Below are 18009 nucleotides of genomic sequence, written 5' to 3' on the forward strand. Positions count from 1 at the left end.
GTCAAGGGGAAACAGCACGGGCGTTCCCAACTTAGAACCGCAGAGGCTGGCGCACTGCACGGCAGGTGCGGGCGGCCGGTCCGATGGGGCCGGAAGTGTCTCTCCCTTCGCGCACAGGAGGGGTACGGAACGACGTCCGGATGTGATGGCGGGGCGCAGGTCTCCACCCGAGCTGGCGATGGGGTCCATCGCGATGGCGATGGGTGGGAGCGCCGAGCCCACTGGGTGGCCACCGCGTGGGCGTGCGCAAGCCCCGCGAGGAGGGGCGCGGGCCATCCACTCAGTGGACTCCATCCAAGCCGGTGGATGGAACCGGCGCCGAAGTCCGTCCACTCCACCCTGGCCCCAGCCGGAGTGGGCGCGCACCTCCGTCCACCTCACCCGGTGGGCGTCCATCCCCTTGACCACTCCGCCCACCCCTTGACCACGGCCCCCTTGCCCACCTGGGCCACTCAGGTGCCAGGGCCCGTTTCCCCTTGACCTCGTCGCGCCGCGAGAGCGGTCAGACCGCGGTCAAGGGGGGTGTCGGGAGTGTGAGCGCCATCGAGACCAGATGGCGCGAAAGGACGGACACGGACGTGGCCACCACCCAGCACACCCCGGCAACCGACTCCTCCGAGTCCGTGACCCGCTACACCACGATCTCCCTGATGAACCGCGACTGGGACGTGCTCTGCCGCGACCTGAGGGCCGCCGACCGGGTGGCCACCTGGGCGGAGGAGCACGCCGAGCTCGCCGGAGCAGCAACGCCCCAGGACGTCGTGGACAAGATCTCCGACCTCCACCGCCGCGGCGAGTTCGACCAGCACGACCGCGTGATGCACCTGCTGGTCGAGCGGGCCGCCGAGGTCGGCTTCGATGCCCACCTCGCGTGGAGGATCACGGTCCGGGTCCTGCTGCCCAAGGCGATCCTCATGGCCAAGACCCAGCGCCGTACCGGCCTGCCGTGGGACGACGTGTGCGCGGCCGTGTTCGGCGCCGCCTTCGAGGTCGTCCGCACCTACCCGCTCGACCGGCGGCCGCGGCGGATCTTCAACAACCTCGCCCTCGACACCCTGCAGCTCGCCCGCCGCACCCTGGCCGCCTGTCTCGACGACATCGAGGAGCTCCAGGAGTTCGCCTCCGGTGTCGCCCCGCTGGCCGCAGCCGAGCACCACACCCGATACACGCACGTCGTCTCCAGCGAGGACCCCGACACCCCCCACCGCACGGTCGAGCTCGCCGACCTGCTGATGCGGGCCGCCCAGATGGAGCTCGTCGACGTCGACGAGCCGGCCCTGTCGCGTCACGAGACACGGACCGAGGTCCTCGACCTGCTGCTGTGGGCGGTGGAGGTCGGAGCGCTCAAGGAGCTCGAGGCGCAGCGCATCGCCCGGTATTACCTGTCCACCTCGCAGCGCCCCAACCAGCGCCACATGACCACCCGGTCCATGGGCCACGAGGGAGACCTGCTGCGGCAGCACGCCAGCCGTGCCGTACGCACGCTGCGCGCGAAGTCGGACCTCTCGCAGTACCGCGCCGCGGCCTGAGAGCTGCCGGCGCCCGTCGGAACGGGCGCCGGCGGAAGTCACTCGAAAAAACTTCAGCCCGACTGTCACACCGCGCGCTTCCCCAACACCTGTAGCAGGCGAGAGGGCCGCCAGATCGGTCCAGCCCCACCTGAACACCCACCCCCACTCTTCTCGACTCCGGGAGAACCGACGTGACCACGATGTCCCCGGCCGGCACCGGCCGACAGCTGCTCGACGCCGATGAGGCCCGTGTGGCCCGTGCTTCGCGCGAGCTGACCAAGATCGCCGCTGCTCTGGTGAGCCGGCCGATGGACCGTGACCTGCACGAGCAGATGCGCACCTTCCTCGACAGGGAGTCGGAGGCCTCTCTGGCGTCGTGGGATGTGCTGCTGCAGCGCACGCCGGACCAGCTCAAGGAGCGCATCTCGACGGTCCTGACCGTCCAGGCACTGCGGAGGGCTTCGTGAAGCGGCCGCGTCGGCAGCGCAAGGCGGCCAAGAAGCACCTCGTCGAGGCGGAGGTCTGGGACGAGGAGGTCGAGGAGCTTCAGGAGACGTCGGCGGACGAGCCGGACGAGACCGGGTGGAAGACGAGCACGGCCCAGATGGCCGGGCTCTCCCGGCTGGTCAGCGCCGGAGTCTGGGTGCTCGTTGTCTCCGGCCCGGTTCTCGGAGCGCTCGCGTTCCTCTCCTCGTCCGCTCCGGCCCAGGGCGCGGCCAAGCCTGTCGTCTCGGCGACGCCGGCGTCGCCGGTCGGGCCGGCCGGCTTCGCCGAGTTGTTCGTCGCTGCCTACCTGCAGGCCGGCCAGGGCACCGAGCGGGACCTGGCGCCGTACTACTCCGGTTCCGTCGCGCTCGCGGTCAAGCCCGGGACCCGCACGGCCACGCAGTCCACCGTGATCGCATCCCGCGAGGTTCAGCCCGGCTACTGGTCCATCACCGTTGCCGCCGACGTCACCGCCCACGACGACAAAGGCAAGTCCACGCGGCTGGGCGTCCAGTACTTCCGCGTCGGCATCCAGGCCACCGGCCCGGCTGGCGCCGGCGGAACCGCGCAAGGCGCTGCCCCTGCCGGCTACGTGGCGACATCGCTGCCGGCGCAGGTGGCCGCGCCTGCCGCACTCAAGCCGGGCGGCCTGGCGTACGAGACCGACCGCGGGTCGAGCAGTGCGGACCCGTCGGTCGAGACCGCGCGCGGGTTCCTGGCCGCCTACCTGACTGGTACGACCGAGCTCGACCGCTACACCTCGCCCGGCACCCGACTGCAGCCGATCACCCCTGCGCCGTACGCCGCGGTGAAGGTGACCGGCGTCCAGGACGACTCGTCCGGCCCGGGCCAGCAGAAGGTGCCAGCCGACGGCACGGTGCTGCACCAACTGGTCCAGGTCGACGCCACCGACCAGGCCGGCAGCCCGGCATCGCTGAGCTACGCACTCACCCTCAAGTCCCGCGCCGGCCGCTGGGAGGTCGCCTCCGTCGACGACGCCCCGGCCATCCGCGCGAGCAGCCCGCCGTCGGCGGCGCCGCACACCACCACGAGCCCCGACGCAGCTACGGCATCTGACTCGCCGTCGCCGTCGCACTCCTGAAGAAAGAGGAATCGTTCATGCACACCCTGGCAGCCGCCAACCCCGACCACGTCGTCCTCGCCGGCGACGTCCTCGACTGGGCCAACACCAAGACGGGGCAGGTCCGCGCGCTGGTCCTCACCGTGGCCGCCCTCATGGCGATCATCGCCGTGCTGATGGCCTGGTGGAAGACCCGCTCCTTCGTCGGCACCCTCGTCGCCTTCGTCCTGGCCGCCCTCGTGCTCTGGGGGATCAGCAACCTCAACGTCCTGCAGACCAAGGTCGGCTCCGAGATCAACGACACCGGGGCCGCGGCAGCCTCCAGGTTCCACGTCGCCGGTGACGCCCCCGCTCTGGCGGGTGAGGGCTGGCAGGTCTCGTGAGCGCCTCGGAGGAGGAGCTGATCGGGCACTCGTACACGCGAGCCCGTCGGCACCCACTCGTCATCGGCAAGCTCCCGGGAGCCGGCCGGCTCCCGGGAGGGCCCTACACGATCACCCAGGTCATGACCATGGTGATCACCTTCGGGCTCCTCGTCATGACGAAGGATCTGTGGGCCCACTTCGGCGCCATGAACTTCATCCTCATGGCGCTGATCCCCTGGGGCCTGGCCTGGGTGCTGCGGTACGCCCGGCTCGACGGCCGCGATCCGGCACGCGCCGTGCGCAGCCTGCTCATCTACTCCTCCACTCCGGCCCAGGGGCGCCTGGCCGGCAAGCCGCAGCGGGTCGCTCGACCTCAACTGGCGACCGCCACCTGCACGGTGCGCGTCCGGTCCGTCGAGCGCCCCGCCCCGGCGGCGGCCCCGCAGCCTGCTGCAGCGCCCGCACCCGCGGCCAGGCGCAGAGCCCGCCCGGCACCTGTGCCAGCGGCGGCCGCAGCGAGCCGACCAGAGCCGAAGACCGGGCTGCAGGCCCTCCTCGCCTCCCTCGACGAGCAGTAACCAGCCGCCCTGTCATCACCACCAGCACAGAAAGAAGAACCCCATGCGTCTCCCCGTCCGGCACATCAGCGGCCACCTGATCTGGACCACTGCCGCCACCGTGTGGGCGGTGTGGCGCGTCGACACCGAGAACTACACCCACGCCTCCAAGTCCACGAAGCGCGAGCGGCTGGACGCACTGGAGTCCCTCTTCAAGTCCCTGCGGGGCGAGGCCCTCCTGCTCAGCCTGTGCCCGAGCGTCGACGCCGCGTCGGTCGTCACCCGCATGACCGCCGGCGTCGACCTCGACGCCTCCCCCGAGTACGTCGACCTGGCCCTCAAGGTCCTCGACCAGCTCCAGGACCTCGAGCTCACCGGCCGCGTCGACTTCCTCGCCGTCCCGTTGCCCCACCTCGACTTCAAGCAGAGCGCCCGGGCGGTCCTCTCCTCCCTCCAGGCGGAGGTGATGGGCACGCTCGGTCTGCCGGTCGCCCCGATATCGCTCTCCGAGGAGCGCCAGCGCCTGGAGCAGGCGACCCGCCTGGCCGCCGGCTGGCCCTCCGGCATCAAGATGCGGCCTGCCACCGAGGCGGAGATCCTGTGGATCTACGGGCACAGCGCCCGCCGGGGCCTGAGCGAGCCGCTCCTGCCCGAGGACGGCGCACCGCGCGGTCTTCGCGGTCGCGGCCACACGGTGACCGCCCACACCCAGGTGATCCTGGACGAGGGCGGCCGCGGCACCCGGGCCTCCAAGGGTCCGACCAACCCGTTCAAGCGCCGCTACCTGCGCGCCACCAGCGAACACGGCGACTCCTACCAGGCGTTCTGCGTGCTCTCCGAGATGCCGGAAGCCTTCCGGTTCCCCGGCAGCGAGTACCTGGCGGCGCTGGACGAGTTCAACTTCCCCGTGGACTGGGCCGTCCGTCTGCACGTCGAGTCCGGCTCGAAGGCCGAGCCGAAGTCCCGGCGCCAGCAGCGCGAGCTCGCGCACCAGCGCGGTGAGTACGACGGCGAGACCTCCGGCGTGCCGGCCTCCCTCGACAAGGCGTCCCTCGCCCTGGACGAGTACCGCGACCGGCTCACCGCCTCCTCCACCGAGGTCGAGATCCGTGCCACCGTCGCCACCTGTGTGTGGGGGACCACCCCCGAGGAGGCCGACGAGAAGGCGACGTCGCTGGCCAACCACTTCGGCGGCAACGACTACACGCTCGTGAGGCCCACCGGCGACCAGGTCGCGCTCTTCCACGGCATGCTGCCCGGCACCAAGACGCCCGGCCCGATGCTCGACTACACCCAGTACCTCCTGGCCCGCGATTTCGCGATGTCGATGCCGTTCTGCGGCGCCGGCCTGGGCGACGACTCCGGCAGTCTCTTCGGCCTCCAACTCAACGGCGGCGGCGTACGCCCGGTGCTCGTTGACTTCTCCCACGGCCCCCGCGTCAACGCCTCCGCGTCCGCCGCGTTCGTCGGCGAGCTCGGCTCCGGCAAGTCGGTGGCGATGAAGTGCGCGATGTACTCGATCCTGACCACCGGCCACCGGGCCGGGCAGAGGAACTCCCGCGGCCGTGCCCTGGTCATCGACCGGACCCCGCAGCAGGAGTGGTCGCGGTTCGCGAACGCGTGCCCCGGCACGACCCAGATCATCAACGTCGACGAGAACGCCGGCGTCTCCCTCGACCCCCTGCGCGTCTTCCGCGGCCCGCGCGCCGCCCGCTACACCGAGTCCTTCCTCACCCCACTCCTGGACATCGGCTCGATGAGCATCGAGGGCATCACCCTCGCCGAGGCGATCGAGGCCACCCGGCTCGGTCCCAAGCCGAGCATGACCGCGCTGATGGACACGCTCGCCAACCGGGCCCGCACGCCCGACCCGGAGGAGCCGAACGACGCCGCGGTGCGCGCCGCCGCCTCTGAACTCGTCCGCAAGCTGCGGTCGCTGGCCAAGAAGGACCTCGGCCGCGTCATCTTCGACCCCACGCTGCCGGTCGTACGGATCACGGACGCCGACTCGATCGTCTTCGCCGTCGACCGGCTGGGCCTGCCCACCAAGGAGGAGCTCTCCGAGCACCGCCTCCCGAGCCTGGAGGTCGAGAAGCGGTTCGGCTGGCGGCTGATGTACCTGATGACCGCGCTCTGCCGCGAGATCGCGTTCGCCGACCCCAACGAGTTCGCCGGCGTCTTCCTCGACGAGTGCTGGTGGCTCACCTCGTCCGCCGAGGGCTCCAACCTGCTGCTCGAGCTCATCGCCGACGGCCGCAAGCACAACGCCGGCGCCTTTGCTGGCAGCCACGACCCCTACGACATTGGCCCGAAGTCCGAGATCGGCGACAAGATCCGGGCGCTGCTGTCCCACATCTTCGTCTTCCGCCACCGCGGCAAGGCGCTGGCCGCGCGCTGCCTGGAGTTCCTCGACCTCGACCCGACTGACGACGAGATGCTCAAGGTCATCACCGAGAACCTCAGCCCGCTCAACGTCAGCGAGACCGAGCGCGCCCTGCGGGCCGGCGAGGGCCTGTACCGAGACCTCCGCAAGCGCATCGGCGGGATCAAGGTGCTGATCCCCGCCGATGAGAACGCGGCCGCCGCCATCACCACAACGCCTGGGCAGAGCGACGAAGAAGACGACGAGGCCGTGGAGTTGTTCGCCGAGGCGGACGGAGCCCTGGCATGAGCCACATACAGCGCGGGCGCGTCAAGCGGCGCCTGGGGCTGATCGCCGTCCTGCTGGCCCTGTTCAGCGTGGTGCTGGCCCCTGCCGCCATGGCAGATCCGTCGCCGTCGCCCAGCACGTCCGCTCCTGCGGCGGGCCCCCCGAACTTGAACCAGAAGCCTAAGGACGGCAGTGACGGCCTCCTTCAGCCGTTCAATGTGACGGACAAGGACGGCGTCCCGATCAGCTCCTACACCGTCAAGACGGACACGGGCGGTTGGAAGGACATCGACCTCAAGATCTGGAACATCGTCGCCCAGCTGTTCTTCGGCGTCTCGAAGTGGGTCATCGGCTTCACCTGCTGGCTGATCAAGTGGGCGCTGAACTTCGGCCTGGCCAAGGTCATGGTCGGACCCGTCGAGGACATCTCCAGCACCCTCAAGTCCCAGGTCATCGACCGGCTCGGCCTGCCGGGCCTGTTCCTGACGTTCGCCGGCTTCTACTGCGGCTGGCTGATCCTCTTCAAGGAGCGCTCGCGCGGTTTCGCCGAGATCGGGGTCTCCCTGGTCGTCGCCGCGCTGACCACCACCGTGCTCGTCTCGCCGGCCCAGGTGCTGCTCGGCCAGCACGATCAGCCGCAGCCGCAGGGCTCCACCATGCTGCTCTCCGAGGAGGGCCTGCTGGGGAAGTCGAAGGACTTCACCCTCGAGGTCGCCAGCATCGTGCTGGCCGACGATCCCGCGAGCGCCCAGGGCAGTGCCGACCCCAACAACGTGGCGAAGCCGATCACCGACGCCCTGGTGGAGGCGTTCATCGTCAAGCCCAACCAGCTCATGGTCTACGGACAGACCTTCGACGGCGCCTGCGACAAGGCCTTCCGACAGTTCAAGCTCGCCGAGTTCAACCTCAACCAGCTGGGGATGAACTACTGGGACGCCATCGTGATGGATTCGATGTACGACACGAACTACATCGAGCAGCTCAACGAGAACTCCAAGAAGTTCGAGGCCGCGTGCGGGGACGTGAAGCCTAAGGCCAAGCGGGCCTCCGCGGACCTCGCCTTCTCCGCCCTGTTTGTCGCCATCGCCGCCGTCATCGTGGCGATCCTCATGGTCCTGGTCACCGGCACGTTCCTCACCGCGCAGGGCTGGCTGGCCTTCGAAGCCATCCGCGGCCACTGGGCACTGACCGCCGGCATCCTGCCAGGCGGCGGCCGCGCCACCCTGTGGCGCTGGGGCTCTGCAATCACCAAGGCCGTCCTCGGCATCATCATCGCCATTCTCTTCCTGGCGATCTTCATCCTCATCGTCCTGGCCCTGATCGACGCGCCCACCGGCGATGTCTTGGCCGTCAAGTTCATCGTCATCGACGTCACCGCCATCGCCGGCCTGGCCGGCCACAAGCGCATCAAGCAGACTGCCCAGAGCATCGCGGTCAACCTCAACCGAAAGCTCGCCAACGCCCGCGTCGGCGGGGCCGGCCGCCGCTCCGTGTTCAGCAGCCCCGGCCGGTACGCCGAGACCGCCCCCGGCCTGAAGCAGATGTGGAGTGAGGCCCGCGGCGAGGCCAGGCGCGTGAGCAGGCCCGTCGGCCAGGGCCTGAAGACCGCCAAGAACGCCTGGGTCGGCTCGCCGCAGGCCAACCGCAAGGCCAGCCGGCTGCGGTCCGCGGCCCGACTCGCTACCAACGCCGCCGCGGCTGTGGGCACCGGCGGCGCCAGCGCGGCCGCGAAGGTAGCGGCGCAGCAGGCGGCCAAGCAGACCCTGAAGAAGCGGCTGGCCACGGCGGCCGCGAACAAGATGTCCCAGACCCGGGGCGGCAGGGCCACCATGGCCACCGGCAAGGCGGCCGCCGCCACCGCCAAGTACGGCGCCAAGGCGACCAAGTTCGCCTTCATGGCCACGGTGGGCGCGCCGGTGGGCATTCCCCGTGGAGTCGCCGCGACGAAGCGAGGCGCTGCTGCGGCAACGGCCCGTGCCGGGCAGGTGCGCGACCAGCTGAAGGCCGTCAAGGCACGGACCGTCGACAAGAAGGTCCAGGAGGCCAAGGACTTCGGAGCCGAGTACAAGCGCAACGTCGTCACAGCCGGCAAGTTCGTCGCAAAGCAGGGAACGAAGGCCCAGGTCAACCTTGGTCTGGCCCAGATTCAGCCGGATCCGAACGCAGGGAATCCTCCTGGGCCCCGGGCCGGTGCCGTCGCGCCGAAAACCCCCGGTGGCGCGCCGGCGGCGACTGGCACGAAGACACCGAGCTCGGTGAAGCCCCCGGCCGCCGGGCCGACCGCGGTGCCAAAGATGCCCACCCCGCCCACCCCTGCGCCGGCGACGCCCCCGGCTGCGAAGAAGTCGACGCCGGCCAAGCCGCCGGCTCCGCCTCGGACCATCCGGCGTGCCACTCGGCCGCCCGGCCCGCCCAAGCCCCGGCCGTAGCCGGACTGCGGCCGGGACTCCACAGGTCCCGGCCGCCCAGATCACCGCACCAGAACCACCTGACGGGGGACCCCCATGCCTCAAACCGATGCCGCGCGTGCCCGCACCCAGCGCGCGACGATCGCGCTGTTCGTCGCTGCGGCCGTCCTGGCAACTGTCGGTGTCACCCTCCTGTTCGGCCTCCCTGAGGCCGACCGTCCTGCCACCGACTCGACTCCGGTCACGGCCTCTTCCTCCGCCCCTGCGGTCGGCAGCGCCTCCGGCGGCACGCGTCCGGCCGAGGCCTCCCCCGCGGCGGAACCGCCGACGTCTCCTGAGCACTTGAGCCCGAGGCAGGTGCCGACGCCGGTCGAGGAGGCGGCCCGGTCCTTCGTGACCGCGTGGGCCAGCCACGACGCCCGACCGGGCCGGGACACCTCGTACGACGACGCATCCCGGCGGGCCGCGACCTACGCTGCCGGAGATCTTGCCGAGGACCTGCGCACTCACACCAGCGGCAGCGCCGCCAGGCAGCAGTGGCTGAGCTGGAAGGACCATCAGGTCCAGGTGACGGTGGCGGTCCTGCGGGTGTCACTGCCGGACGGAGCGCCCGCACCGAGCGAAGACTCCGCCTTCGCGCGCGTGATCTACAAGCTGACCGAAACGCCAGCCAAAGGCCCTGCCAGCCAGTCGGAAGAGCACGTGGCGCTCAAGCTCCGCCGCGGCGCCGACGGAAGCTGGCGCGTCGCCGGACTGCCCAATGTCTGAGCAGGGCAAGTCCAAGACCCTGCGGAACGTGCTGATCGCGGCGATCCTCTCCTGCCTGCTCGGATTCGGCCTGATCCTGAGTGCCGTACTGGCGCTGTCGTCGGCAATCGGCGAGGACAACACCAGCAGCGCACTGGAGAACGCGGGCTTCGGCGGCGGTCTGTCGGACACCAAGGAGATCCCTGACTGGCTGCGTCCCATCATCCTCGACGCTGTGGCGAAGTACGGCTGTGCGGAGGTCACCCCATCGCTGATCGCCGCCCAGCTCTACCAGGAGTCCACCTTCCGCAAGAACCCGCCCGACGGTGGAGCCGGCGCGATGGGCATCGCCCAGTTCATCCCCTCCACCTGGGCGACCGAAGGTATCGACGCCAACAACAAGGGCGGCGCGGACCCGCTGGACCCTGAGGACGCAGTTCCGTCGATGGTGGCCTACGACTGCAAGCTCGCCGACGAGATCCGCAGCGTGCCGGGCGACGTCATCGACAACATGCTCGCCGCCTACAACGCCGGCGGGAACAAGGTGAAGAAGTACGGCGGCATCCCGCCGTACGAGGAGACGCGCAAGTACGTCCGCGAAATCCGGGACCGGGCGGAGAAGTGGTCCGCGCCGATGGACGGCAAGGTCTCCGGCGGACTGTCCAAGGTTGTGGCCGCAGCCAAAGAGGCGCTCAACACCCCATACGTCCTGGGCGGCAGCTGCAAGCCTCCGTTCCAGGGAGCCAAGGGATGCGACTGCTCCAGCCTGGTCAAGTACGCCTGGAGCAAGGTCGGCGTGAACCTTCCACGAGTCACCTACGACCAGGTCGACATCGGCACCAAGGTGAAGTCGGCGAACGACCTGCGCCCCGGTGACCTGATCTTCTCAGGCGGCAGCGCGTCCAGCCCGGAGCACGTATCCATGTACATAGGGGGCGGCGAGGTCATCGACGCGCCGCACACCGGCGCCCGTGTCCGTATCAAGCCCCTGTCCTTCTGGAAGGGCCGGATCCTGATCATGAAACGGCCCAACTACACCGAGCCGGGGTCGGGTGGCACCTCAGGCACGTGGGTCGCCCCTGTCGCCGACGATCACGTAGGCACCGGGTACCAGGTCTCCGGATCGATGTGGTCGAGCGGCTACCACACCGGCGTGGACTTCCCCGTGCGCACCGGAACTGCGACCCGCGCGGTGGGCCCGGGCACCGTGGTGACGGCCGGCTGGAACAACGCGTACGGCTACCAGGTAGTGATCAAACACGGCGACGGCATGTACTCGCAGTACGCCCACCACTCCTCGCTGGCGGTGGTCGTCGGCCAGAAGGTGAAGGGCGGCGACCGGATCGGGTACTCCGGCGCAACGGGCAACGTCAGCGGTGCGCACCTCCACTTCGAGATACGCACCGGCCCGGAGTACGGATCGGACATCGACCCACTGGCCTACCTCCGTAGTCACGGCGTCAAGATCTGACCTGCCGGCCGGCGTCACGCTCTCCCGCAGGGGCATGACGCCGGCCGACGCCATACCGCGAAGAAATTCGGAGCGGAGTGTCACACCGAGCCGGATCCCGACACCTGTAGCAGGTGAAAGGCCCGTTTGCTCTTCGGAGGTGCCGCCATGCTCCCGACTTCCCCCGTGCCCGCTCCGGCCGCCGCGGTGCCGCCGTGCGCCTCGTCCTCGGACGGTGGGCGATGACCACGACCGACCTCATCGATGGCGCAATCGGCTTCGTCGACGACCTCCCGGGCCACGTCGAGCGCCTGGCGGACTCGGTGATGGCCAACGCCTGGTGGGTTGCGCTGGTCGCCCTGGCAGCCAGCGGGGTAGCCGCCGCGGTCCGCTGGGCCCTGTCCCGTGGCCCGATGTCCAAGCGAACGGCTCTGGAGGTGTTGCCGACCACAGGCTTCGACCCGAAGCCGGAAGAGGTCGTCCGCTTCGGGCACCAGATGGCCCGCGCGCACAAGAGCGTGTCGCGCTGGCTCGTGTCCTCGGCCCGCACCAATGCTCTGCGCATCCGGTTCACCTGCTCCAACGGGTCGCTGTCCATGAGGGTCGAGGGCCCGGATCGAGCGATGTCCGTTCTGCGCCACCAGGGCTACGCCCAGGTCGAGATGCGGCCTATCGAGGCCGACGGGCGTGCCGCGCGCGAACGTCCACAGATCCGGCTCGGCTCCTGACGCACCGCCGGACACCACAGACAGGTAGATCATGACCACCGCACCACACCCGACCGCCGCCCCGCCGGTCGATCTCGCCAAGCCGGAAGCTGATGACCACGGCAAGCCGGCCACCCAGGAGATGCACTACGCCCGCGCCGAGCTCGCCCTGGCCCTTCCTGACCACCTCGCCCTGCGCGAAGTGCCGCTCACCCCGGATCCGCTCGAGGCCCTGGCCAACGCGGTAGCCGACGTCCGCGAGGACCTCGGCGAGAGCGCCGACGTCGTCCTGGACCTCGTTCCCGTCGCCCCGAACCGTGTCAGCAGCCGCCGCCGGCGCCTGCTGGCCCAGGCCCGCCGCAACCCCACCGACGGGCCGGCCATACCCGGCATGCCGCAGCAGCGCGGCAACCGGTTCGGCTTCGACCTCGGCCAGGTGCTGTCCGAGATTGCCACCGAGATGAAGGGCAACCAGGGCGGCGGTGCCCGGCAACGGCAGCACCAGCAGCGCGCTCACCGCGTCACGGACATGAAGGCCGCCATGGGCAAGCTCGCCCCCGGCGCCGAGCCCGTCTTCTCCATGCAGTTGCTCGTCCGCACCCGCGCGCGCGACGAGTACCGGGCCCGGATGCTGCTGGACCAGGTCCTCGCTGCCCTGGAGCCGTGGTCCGGCGACAACCACCTGCGTCCCGTCGGGCTCCACCTCGGCGTCACCCGCCTCCGGGCGGACCACTGGCTCCACCGGCGCAAGTTCGACCGCCGTTTCGAGAGCGGGCTCTTCATGCCGCGTCGGCATTCCTGGGTGACCGCCCAGGAGATTGCCGGGCTGCTCAAGCCGCCCACCAAGCACAACATGGCCCCGAACATCGCCCGCTCGGGCGGAGTCGTCCCACCGCCGCCCGCAGCGCTCCCGACGTGGACAGGACAGCGAGGCCTGCTGCCCCTGGGGTGGGTGGCCAAGTCCGGCGGCGGGGAGCGCCTCGCCGGCGTCCCGCTGAAGTACCTGCTCTTCGCCCTGTTCCTCGGCAAGTCCGGCTTCGGCAAGACCGAGATGTCGCTCGTGCAGGCGATCGCGATCGCCCACGGCGGGTACGGCGTGCTCTTTCTCGACCCTCATGGTGACGGCTGGGTACGCGCTCGCCCCTACCTGGCCCACAAAGAACTGGCCGACCGGATCTGGGAGATCGACCTCACGAGCCCCGAGCTCGACAAGATGGTCGGCTCCTGGAACCCGCTGTCCATGGAACGCCGGCGCGAGTCCGAGATCCCCGACATCGTCCAGTACATCGTCACCGGCTTCGCCGCGGCCCTGAACTGGTCCGACTCCGCCGGACGTGCGAAGACCATCCTCACGCGTGCGGTCGAGTCACTGGTGTACCTCTCCTGGCATGTCTGCCGCGCCGGCCGGCCCGACCTGGCCCCCACCGTCTTCCAGATCCGCACGATCCTCACCGATGCCGTCTGGCGCACCAGCGTCTTGCCGTACCTGCCCAAGGACATCCGGGACTTCTGGGAGAACGTCTTCCCGGGCTACAGCAAGGAAGCCATCCCGGTCGTCACCAACATCATCGAACGGCTCTCGTCCAGCAACGCGATCAAGGCGTTCCTCGGGTCAAGCCGGTCGACGTACGACATCCGGCACGCCATGGACACCGGGAAGATCGTTTTCGTCTGCCCCGCCGGCACCGGCGATGTCGACCGCATCATCAGCTCCCTGCTGATCTACGACCTCTTCCGGGCCGGCCTGTCACGGCGGGACACCCCGCCCGACCAGCGCCGCGACTTCTATACCTTCATCGACGAGCTGACCAGCGTGGACGGCGCCTCCAAGGGCACGCTCGCCCAGATCACCGAGCAACTGCGCAAGTACAACGTGAAGCTGCTCGCCATGACGCAGATGGCGCAGCGGCTGAGCGCCACCACCCGGCAGGGACTGCTGCAGAACCTGTCCATCCTGTCGACGACCGCGTCCGACGTCGACGAGGCGACGCTGGTCACCCGCCGCTGGGGCAAGAAGGTTGCCCCCGACACGATCGTCCAGCTCAACCGGTACAGCTACGTGATGTCCGTGACCCTCGAAGGCGGCACGACCGACCCGTTCCGCGTCCGCGGTGCCTCGGTGGAGGACCTTTACGGCGACTACTACCGGCCGCAGAACGAGAAACTCCTGACGCAGGCCATCGACGAGAACCTCCAGCGCCGCTCAGTCCGCGACATCCTCACCGACCTGCGCCGACTGGACCCGCGGCTGCGCCGGTTCCTCGTCACCCTCCCCGTCCCGCCGGACGACGACGAGCCCGCCGCCGCCGATCTGCCGGCCGACGAGCCCGAATCCGACGAGACCGCACCGCGCGACCCCGAAGGGCCGGACGGACCGGCCGGCGGCACTGCGTCCGGTGGCGGGGAGGCCAAGCCGCGCGTCCACGACAGCGAAGGCACCGTCATCAGCGGTGGGCCGGACCCGGCCGATGAAGCCCACGACAACGTCCACCCGATCAACCCCCACCAGAACCAGTCGAGGATCGGATGAACCTGCCCCCTGTCGAAGCGACCGCCGCGGCAGCGCTCACGCGCAGTTTCCACGCGATCAGCGGCGAGGTTTTGGAGCTGCTGTACCAGCACCGGGTGCTCTCCACTCAGCAACTGCACGTGCTGCTCACCCCGCCCGAGAAGCGACCGGCCCGCCCCGTGTACCTGCGTCGGCAGCTCGGCGAGCTCCACAAGGCAGGGTTGGTCGAGCGGATCCGGGCGAAGGGGCCCGGTGGCCGCGGGCGGCTACAGAGCCAGCCGTTCCTGTGGTTTCTGACCGAAGCCGGTGCCGAGTCCGTGGAGGAGGCCGGTGAGCTGCCCCCACGGCCATACCGGGTGACGCCCGAGTCCGTCGCCGGTGCCCGCCAGGCGCACACGCTGGGTGTGAACGAAGTCGGCATCGCCTTCGTCGAGTGGGCTCGCCGACTGGGGCACGAGTGTGGGCCGCTGGACTGGACCCCTGAGGTAGCCAACCGGATCCGCGACGGTCAGCGTCGATTCGAGGACGACCACGTCATCAGCGACGCCGTCCTCAACTACGTACACGTAGAGCGTGGCGGCCGCCGGACGATGCTCAGCTTCTTCGTCGAGTTCGACCGTGCCACGATGACCTCCGCGCGGCTCGCCGCGAAACTCGAAGCGTACGGCCGACTGTACGAGTACGTTCCACAGAGCGCGGACCGCGCGCGCCGGACCTCGAACGCGACCCGGCCAGCGTGGATGTACAACTATCCGGTCTTTCCCCGCGTCCTGGTGGTCCTCGACGCGGCGCCCCCGAAGGCCGGGGAGCCGGACCGGCGGGCCCAGCGCCTTGCCGCCCGTACCGAAGACCTGTACGCGCGCGCCGGCGCGGACGTCCGTCTCAGCCGGCTGAAGGGCGACATCAACATCGGCGTCACCACCCTGCAGCAACTCCAGGAGCACGGGCCGCTCGCCCCGATCTTCACCCCGTTGCTGCGTGGCACGCCGTCCGCCCGCCCCGCCCCCACCGACCTCTACCTCGCCTCGAAGTGACCGGCCGCTCCCCGCGGTCTTGAAGGAAGCAGCGCCATGACCAGTACCTCGCTCGAGGTCCCGCCCGACGGCGGGAGCATGATCCGGCTCACCGAGATCCTGCACCGCAGCGTCAAGCTGCGGCAGCGGCGATTCGAGATGCTGCCGCTGCGCGGCCAGGGCGCGCCCTTCACCGAGCCCCACGCCCGCAACCCCTCCGACTCCCTGCCGCCGTCCGAACTCGCCGACTTGATCTCCTCCATGTCCGTCATCGGCCTCTTGGAGCCGGTCCTGGCCGAAGAGATCGTCGTCGACGGCAAGGCGCCGACGATCCGCCTGGTCACCGGGGAGCGCCGCCTGCGCGCCATGCGCTGGGGCGCCGTCAATAGACCGGACAACCCGCACTTCCAGGCCCTGCCGGCTGTGGTCTGCCCGGGCCCGTTGTCCGAGGAGGAGCGCCACATGTGGCGCTTCGTCGAGAACTTCGCCCGCGAGCCCCTCCGCCCTGGGGAGCAGGCCGCCGCGTTGCTGTACCAGCGGTGCGCCATCCTCGTCGGCAAGCTCCTCAAGGCCGGCAAGCCCGTGCCACAGGAGGTTTACGCGATCCCCGACCCGGCCGAGCGGTTCCTTGCCCTGGAGAAGATCCGCGGCACCGACAGTTCCTGCGCCGCCCCCTGGAGCGAGGTGCTGGACCGCCTCGGGCTGCAGCTCAACGAACGCAAGGCCAGCGAGCTCGTACGTGCCTTCCGCGCGCTGCCCCGGGACCTCACCGAGGAGATGGACGAAGCCGCGATCCGTCTGAACACCCGGATCCGGTTCGCCGAGCTCCGCAACGGCCGGGCACAGGCTGCAGAGGGCATCTGGGCCGCCTTGAAGTCCTCCAAGCGGCTCCACCTGCTGCCGACCGCCGTGAACGTCGGCCTGGAGGACCCCGACCTCGGACCAGAAGAGATCATCGCCGAAGCCGAAGAGCGGCAAGACACGGCGAACGCCGGCCGCCGGGCCAAGCTCACCCGGGTGCCCACGCAGACGGAGGACCAGGAGGAACCCGAAGACGGCGAGGGCGTTGGAGACCCCTCGGCACTCGGCCCAAGCACGGTGCCAGAGGTCACACAGCCCGGCGATCCGTTGGCGCCCGCGGCGCCAGCTGCGGCCGCAGATGCGATACCCGCCGACGCTCCCCCGCGTCGACCGGCTGTGGAGTCGAACACGATCCGCACCGCGCTGGACGGGATCCGGGGGCTGCTGGCCGAGGTCCGGGCCGGCAAGGAGATCGCGCGGTACGACCGTGGCTCGCTGCTCCTCGCCCTGCGCGAACTCAGTACCCACCTCGACGACGCCCCCATCGACGGCGCGACGGACCACGATGCAATCAGCGAAGGAAGCGAAGCAGCATGACCAGTGTCTCCCTGCCCATCCCGACCGTCGGCGTGCCCCTTCCGGGCCGCGGCTGCGACTGCAACAGCTGCGCCTTCTACGCCGGACCCGACGGCCGCGGAGGCCCGGCGACCGTCGAGCCCCTGTGCACCGGCCAGAACTCGGACTGCCGGTTCTGCGGGTGCTCGGCGGCCGAGGCGGACGCGCCGGCGAACGCGTGCGTGACCCGCAAGTGCCCGATCCGGTGCGGGAGCCGTACCGACATAGCCGGGTGGATGGCCGACGTGGGCGGCACCCTGACGTTCGACGACATCAGCGTCGACAGCACGCTGCCCGACGGCCTGCCATCCTTCATCCCCATGACCGACGGCTCCGCGGTCACCAAGCTCGACGCCAGCCTGAACTGGCCGGCCTACGGCGTCGGACTGCGACGCGTGTTCTCGCCCGACACCCACACGCTCTACAAGCGCTTCACCGAGCAGACCGCCCGTCAGGCCCTCGCGCTCGGGGACCACCAGAAGGCCGTGCTGGTCGGCTACGGCGAGGACCCGCTCGTCGAAGCCTTCTGGACTCGCCGCGGACGCGACAGGCTCGTCGAGCGCATCGCGGAGCAGGAGTGGGACCTGGTGCTGTCCTGCAACTACTCGATCTATGGCGACTGGCCGCGGACGGAGCACCTGCTCAACATGCGCCGCTCCCTCCTGCTCGCGCAGGAGTTCGCCGAAGCCGGCGTGAACGTCGTGCCGAACGTGTACTGGTTCCGGCTCGAGGATCTCCAGCGCTACCTCTCGTGGATCGAGGACACCCAGCCGGCCGCCATTGCCATCAACGTGCAGACCGTCCGTGACAACGCCGACTGGGACAGCTGGGAGCGGCCCGGCCTGCACTGGCTTGCCGAGAACCTTCCCGAGGACCTGCCGGTCATCCTCACCGGCCTGTCCCGGGCCAACCGGATCGCCGAGATGGTCCAGATCTTCGGCTCCCGGCTGACGCTGATCTCCCAGAACCCGCACCAGTACGCCCTGCACGGCGCGATCATGACGCCCAACGGCCGCGAGGACGTCCATGCCCGGACCGAGGATGCCTTCGCCGCGACGGTCCAGTACATGGCCTCGCTCCTGCCGAGCCGCTGAAACTTCTTCGCTCGC

General features: G+C 70.0%; 14 protein-coding genes. All 14 read left to right on the top strand.

The window, feature by feature from the left end:
- The first annotated feature begins 578 nt into the window (after positions 1 to 578).
- Positions 579 to 1529 (top strand): hypothetical protein, encoded by a 951-nt coding sequence (locus AB0C59_RS05505; protein WP_355272903.1) that lies wholly within the window; start codon positions 579 to 581, stop codon positions 1527 to 1529.
- A 182-nt stretch (positions 1530 to 1711) separates the two neighbouring features.
- A complete protein-coding gene (locus tag AB0C59_RS05510; protein ID WP_355272915.1) occupies positions 1712 to 1978 on the top strand; it encodes a hypothetical protein in 267 nt (88 codons plus the stop codon).
- Positions 1975 to 3099 carry a conjugal transfer protein gene (locus tag AB0C59_RS05515; protein ID WP_355272900.1) on the top strand — a complete coding sequence of 375 codons (1125 nt, stop codon included), beginning with the start codon at positions 1975 to 1977 and terminating at the stop codon, positions 3097 to 3099. The genes AB0C59_RS05510 and AB0C59_RS05515 overlap by 4 nt, the downstream gene beginning before the upstream one ends.
- A 17-nt stretch (positions 3100 to 3116) precedes the next feature.
- Positions 3117 to 3461, top strand: coding sequence for a hypothetical protein (locus AB0C59_RS05520; protein WP_355272897.1), 345 nt, complete (start codon positions 3117 to 3119; stop codon positions 3459 to 3461).
- On the top strand, positions 3458 to 4021 hold the full coding sequence (locus AB0C59_RS05525) for a hypothetical protein (RefSeq protein WP_355272894.1): 564 nt from the start codon (positions 3458 to 3460) through the stop codon (positions 4019 to 4021). The genes AB0C59_RS05520 and AB0C59_RS05525 overlap by 4 nt, the downstream gene beginning before the upstream one ends.
- 43 nt (positions 4022 to 4064) lie before the next feature.
- Positions 4065 to 6671 carry an ATP-binding protein gene (locus tag AB0C59_RS05530; protein WP_030819295.1) on the top strand — a complete coding sequence of 869 codons (2607 nt, stop codon included), beginning with the start codon at positions 4065 to 4067 and terminating at the stop codon, positions 6669 to 6671.
- Positions 6668 to 9079, top strand: a complete 2412-nt coding sequence (locus AB0C59_RS05535; RefSeq protein WP_355272890.1) for a hypothetical protein — start codon at positions 6668 to 6670, stop codon at positions 9077 to 9079. The genes AB0C59_RS05530 and AB0C59_RS05535 overlap by 4 nt, the downstream gene beginning before the upstream one ends.
- A gap of 75 nt (positions 9080 to 9154) precedes the next feature.
- Positions 9155 to 9826, top strand: coding sequence for a hypothetical protein (locus AB0C59_RS05540; protein WP_355272887.1), 672 nt, complete (start codon positions 9155 to 9157; stop codon positions 9824 to 9826).
- On the top strand, positions 9819 to 11276 hold the full coding sequence (locus AB0C59_RS05545; protein WP_355272884.1) for a peptidoglycan DD-metalloendopeptidase family protein: 1458 nt from the start codon (positions 9819 to 9821) through the stop codon (positions 11274 to 11276). The genes AB0C59_RS05540 and AB0C59_RS05545 overlap by 8 nt, the downstream gene beginning before the upstream one ends.
- 221 nt (positions 11277 to 11497) lie before the next feature.
- Positions 11498 to 11983 carry a hypothetical protein gene (locus tag AB0C59_RS05550; protein WP_078618411.1) on the top strand — a complete coding sequence of 162 codons (486 nt, stop codon included), beginning with the start codon at positions 11498 to 11500 and terminating at the stop codon, positions 11981 to 11983.
- A 31-nt stretch (positions 11984 to 12014) separates the two neighbouring features.
- Positions 12015 to 14492 (top strand): ATP/GTP-binding protein, encoded by a 2478-nt coding sequence (locus AB0C59_RS05555; protein ID WP_030381399.1) that lies wholly within the window; start codon positions 12015 to 12017, stop codon positions 14490 to 14492.
- The gene (locus AB0C59_RS05560) at positions 14489 to 15505 is read left to right on the top strand and encodes a replication-relaxation family protein (protein WP_051842840.1); all 1017 of its coding nucleotides are present in this window, start codon (positions 14489 to 14491) and stop codon (positions 15503 to 15505) included. Before AB0C59_RS05555 ends, AB0C59_RS05560 begins: the two co-directional genes overlap by 4 nt.
- A gap of 36 nt (positions 15506 to 15541) precedes the next feature.
- Positions 15542 to 16882 carry a ParB N-terminal domain-containing protein gene (locus AB0C59_RS05565; RefSeq protein ID WP_355272880.1) on the top strand — a complete coding sequence of 447 codons (1341 nt, stop codon included), beginning with the start codon at positions 15542 to 15544 and terminating at the stop codon, positions 16880 to 16882.
- Complete coding sequence (locus AB0C59_RS05570; RefSeq protein WP_030381402.1) at positions 16879 to 17994, top strand: DUF4417 domain-containing protein; 1116 nt, start codon at positions 16879 to 16881, stop codon at positions 17992 to 17994. Before AB0C59_RS05565 ends, AB0C59_RS05570 begins: the two co-directional genes overlap by 4 nt.
- Positions 17995 to 18009 lie beyond the last annotated feature (15 nt).

The organism is Streptomyces sp. NPDC048664, assembly GCF_040650555.1.
Taxonomy (GTDB): domain Bacteria; phylum Actinomycetota; class Actinomycetes; order Streptomycetales; family Streptomycetaceae; genus Streptomyces.

Coding starts and splice junctions, on each gene's coding strand:
- AB0C59_RS05560 (WP_051842840.1), top strand. CDS start 14,489: ATGAACCTGCCCCCTGTCGAAGCGACCGCCGCGGCAGCGCTCACGCGC.
- AB0C59_RS05520 (WP_355272897.1), top strand. CDS start 3,117: ATGCACACCCTGGCAGCCGCCAACCCCGACCACGTCGTCCTCGCCGGC.
- AB0C59_RS05565 (WP_355272880.1), top strand. CDS start 15,542: ATGACCAGTACCTCGCTCGAGGTCCCGCCCGACGGCGGGAGCATGATC.
- AB0C59_RS05555 (WP_030381399.1), top strand. CDS start 12,015: ATGACCACCGCACCACACCCGACCGCCGCCCCGCCGGTCGATCTCGCC.
- AB0C59_RS05540 (WP_355272887.1), top strand. CDS start 9,155: ATGCCTCAAACCGATGCCGCGCGTGCCCGCACCCAGCGCGCGACGATC.
- AB0C59_RS05545 (WP_355272884.1), top strand. CDS start 9,819: ATGTCTGAGCAGGGCAAGTCCAAGACCCTGCGGAACGTGCTGATCGCG.
- AB0C59_RS05530 (WP_030819295.1), top strand. CDS start 4,065: ATGCGTCTCCCCGTCCGGCACATCAGCGGCCACCTGATCTGGACCACT.
- AB0C59_RS05550 (WP_078618411.1), top strand. CDS start 11,498: ATGACCACGACCGACCTCATCGATGGCGCAATCGGCTTCGTCGACGAC.
- AB0C59_RS05535 (WP_355272890.1), top strand. CDS start 6,668: ATGAGCCACATACAGCGCGGGCGCGTCAAGCGGCGCCTGGGGCTGATC.
- AB0C59_RS05510 (WP_355272915.1), top strand. CDS start 1,712: ATGTCCCCGGCCGGCACCGGCCGACAGCTGCTCGACGCCGATGAGGCC.
- AB0C59_RS05570 (WP_030381402.1), top strand. CDS start 16,879: ATGACCAGTGTCTCCCTGCCCATCCCGACCGTCGGCGTGCCCCTTCCG.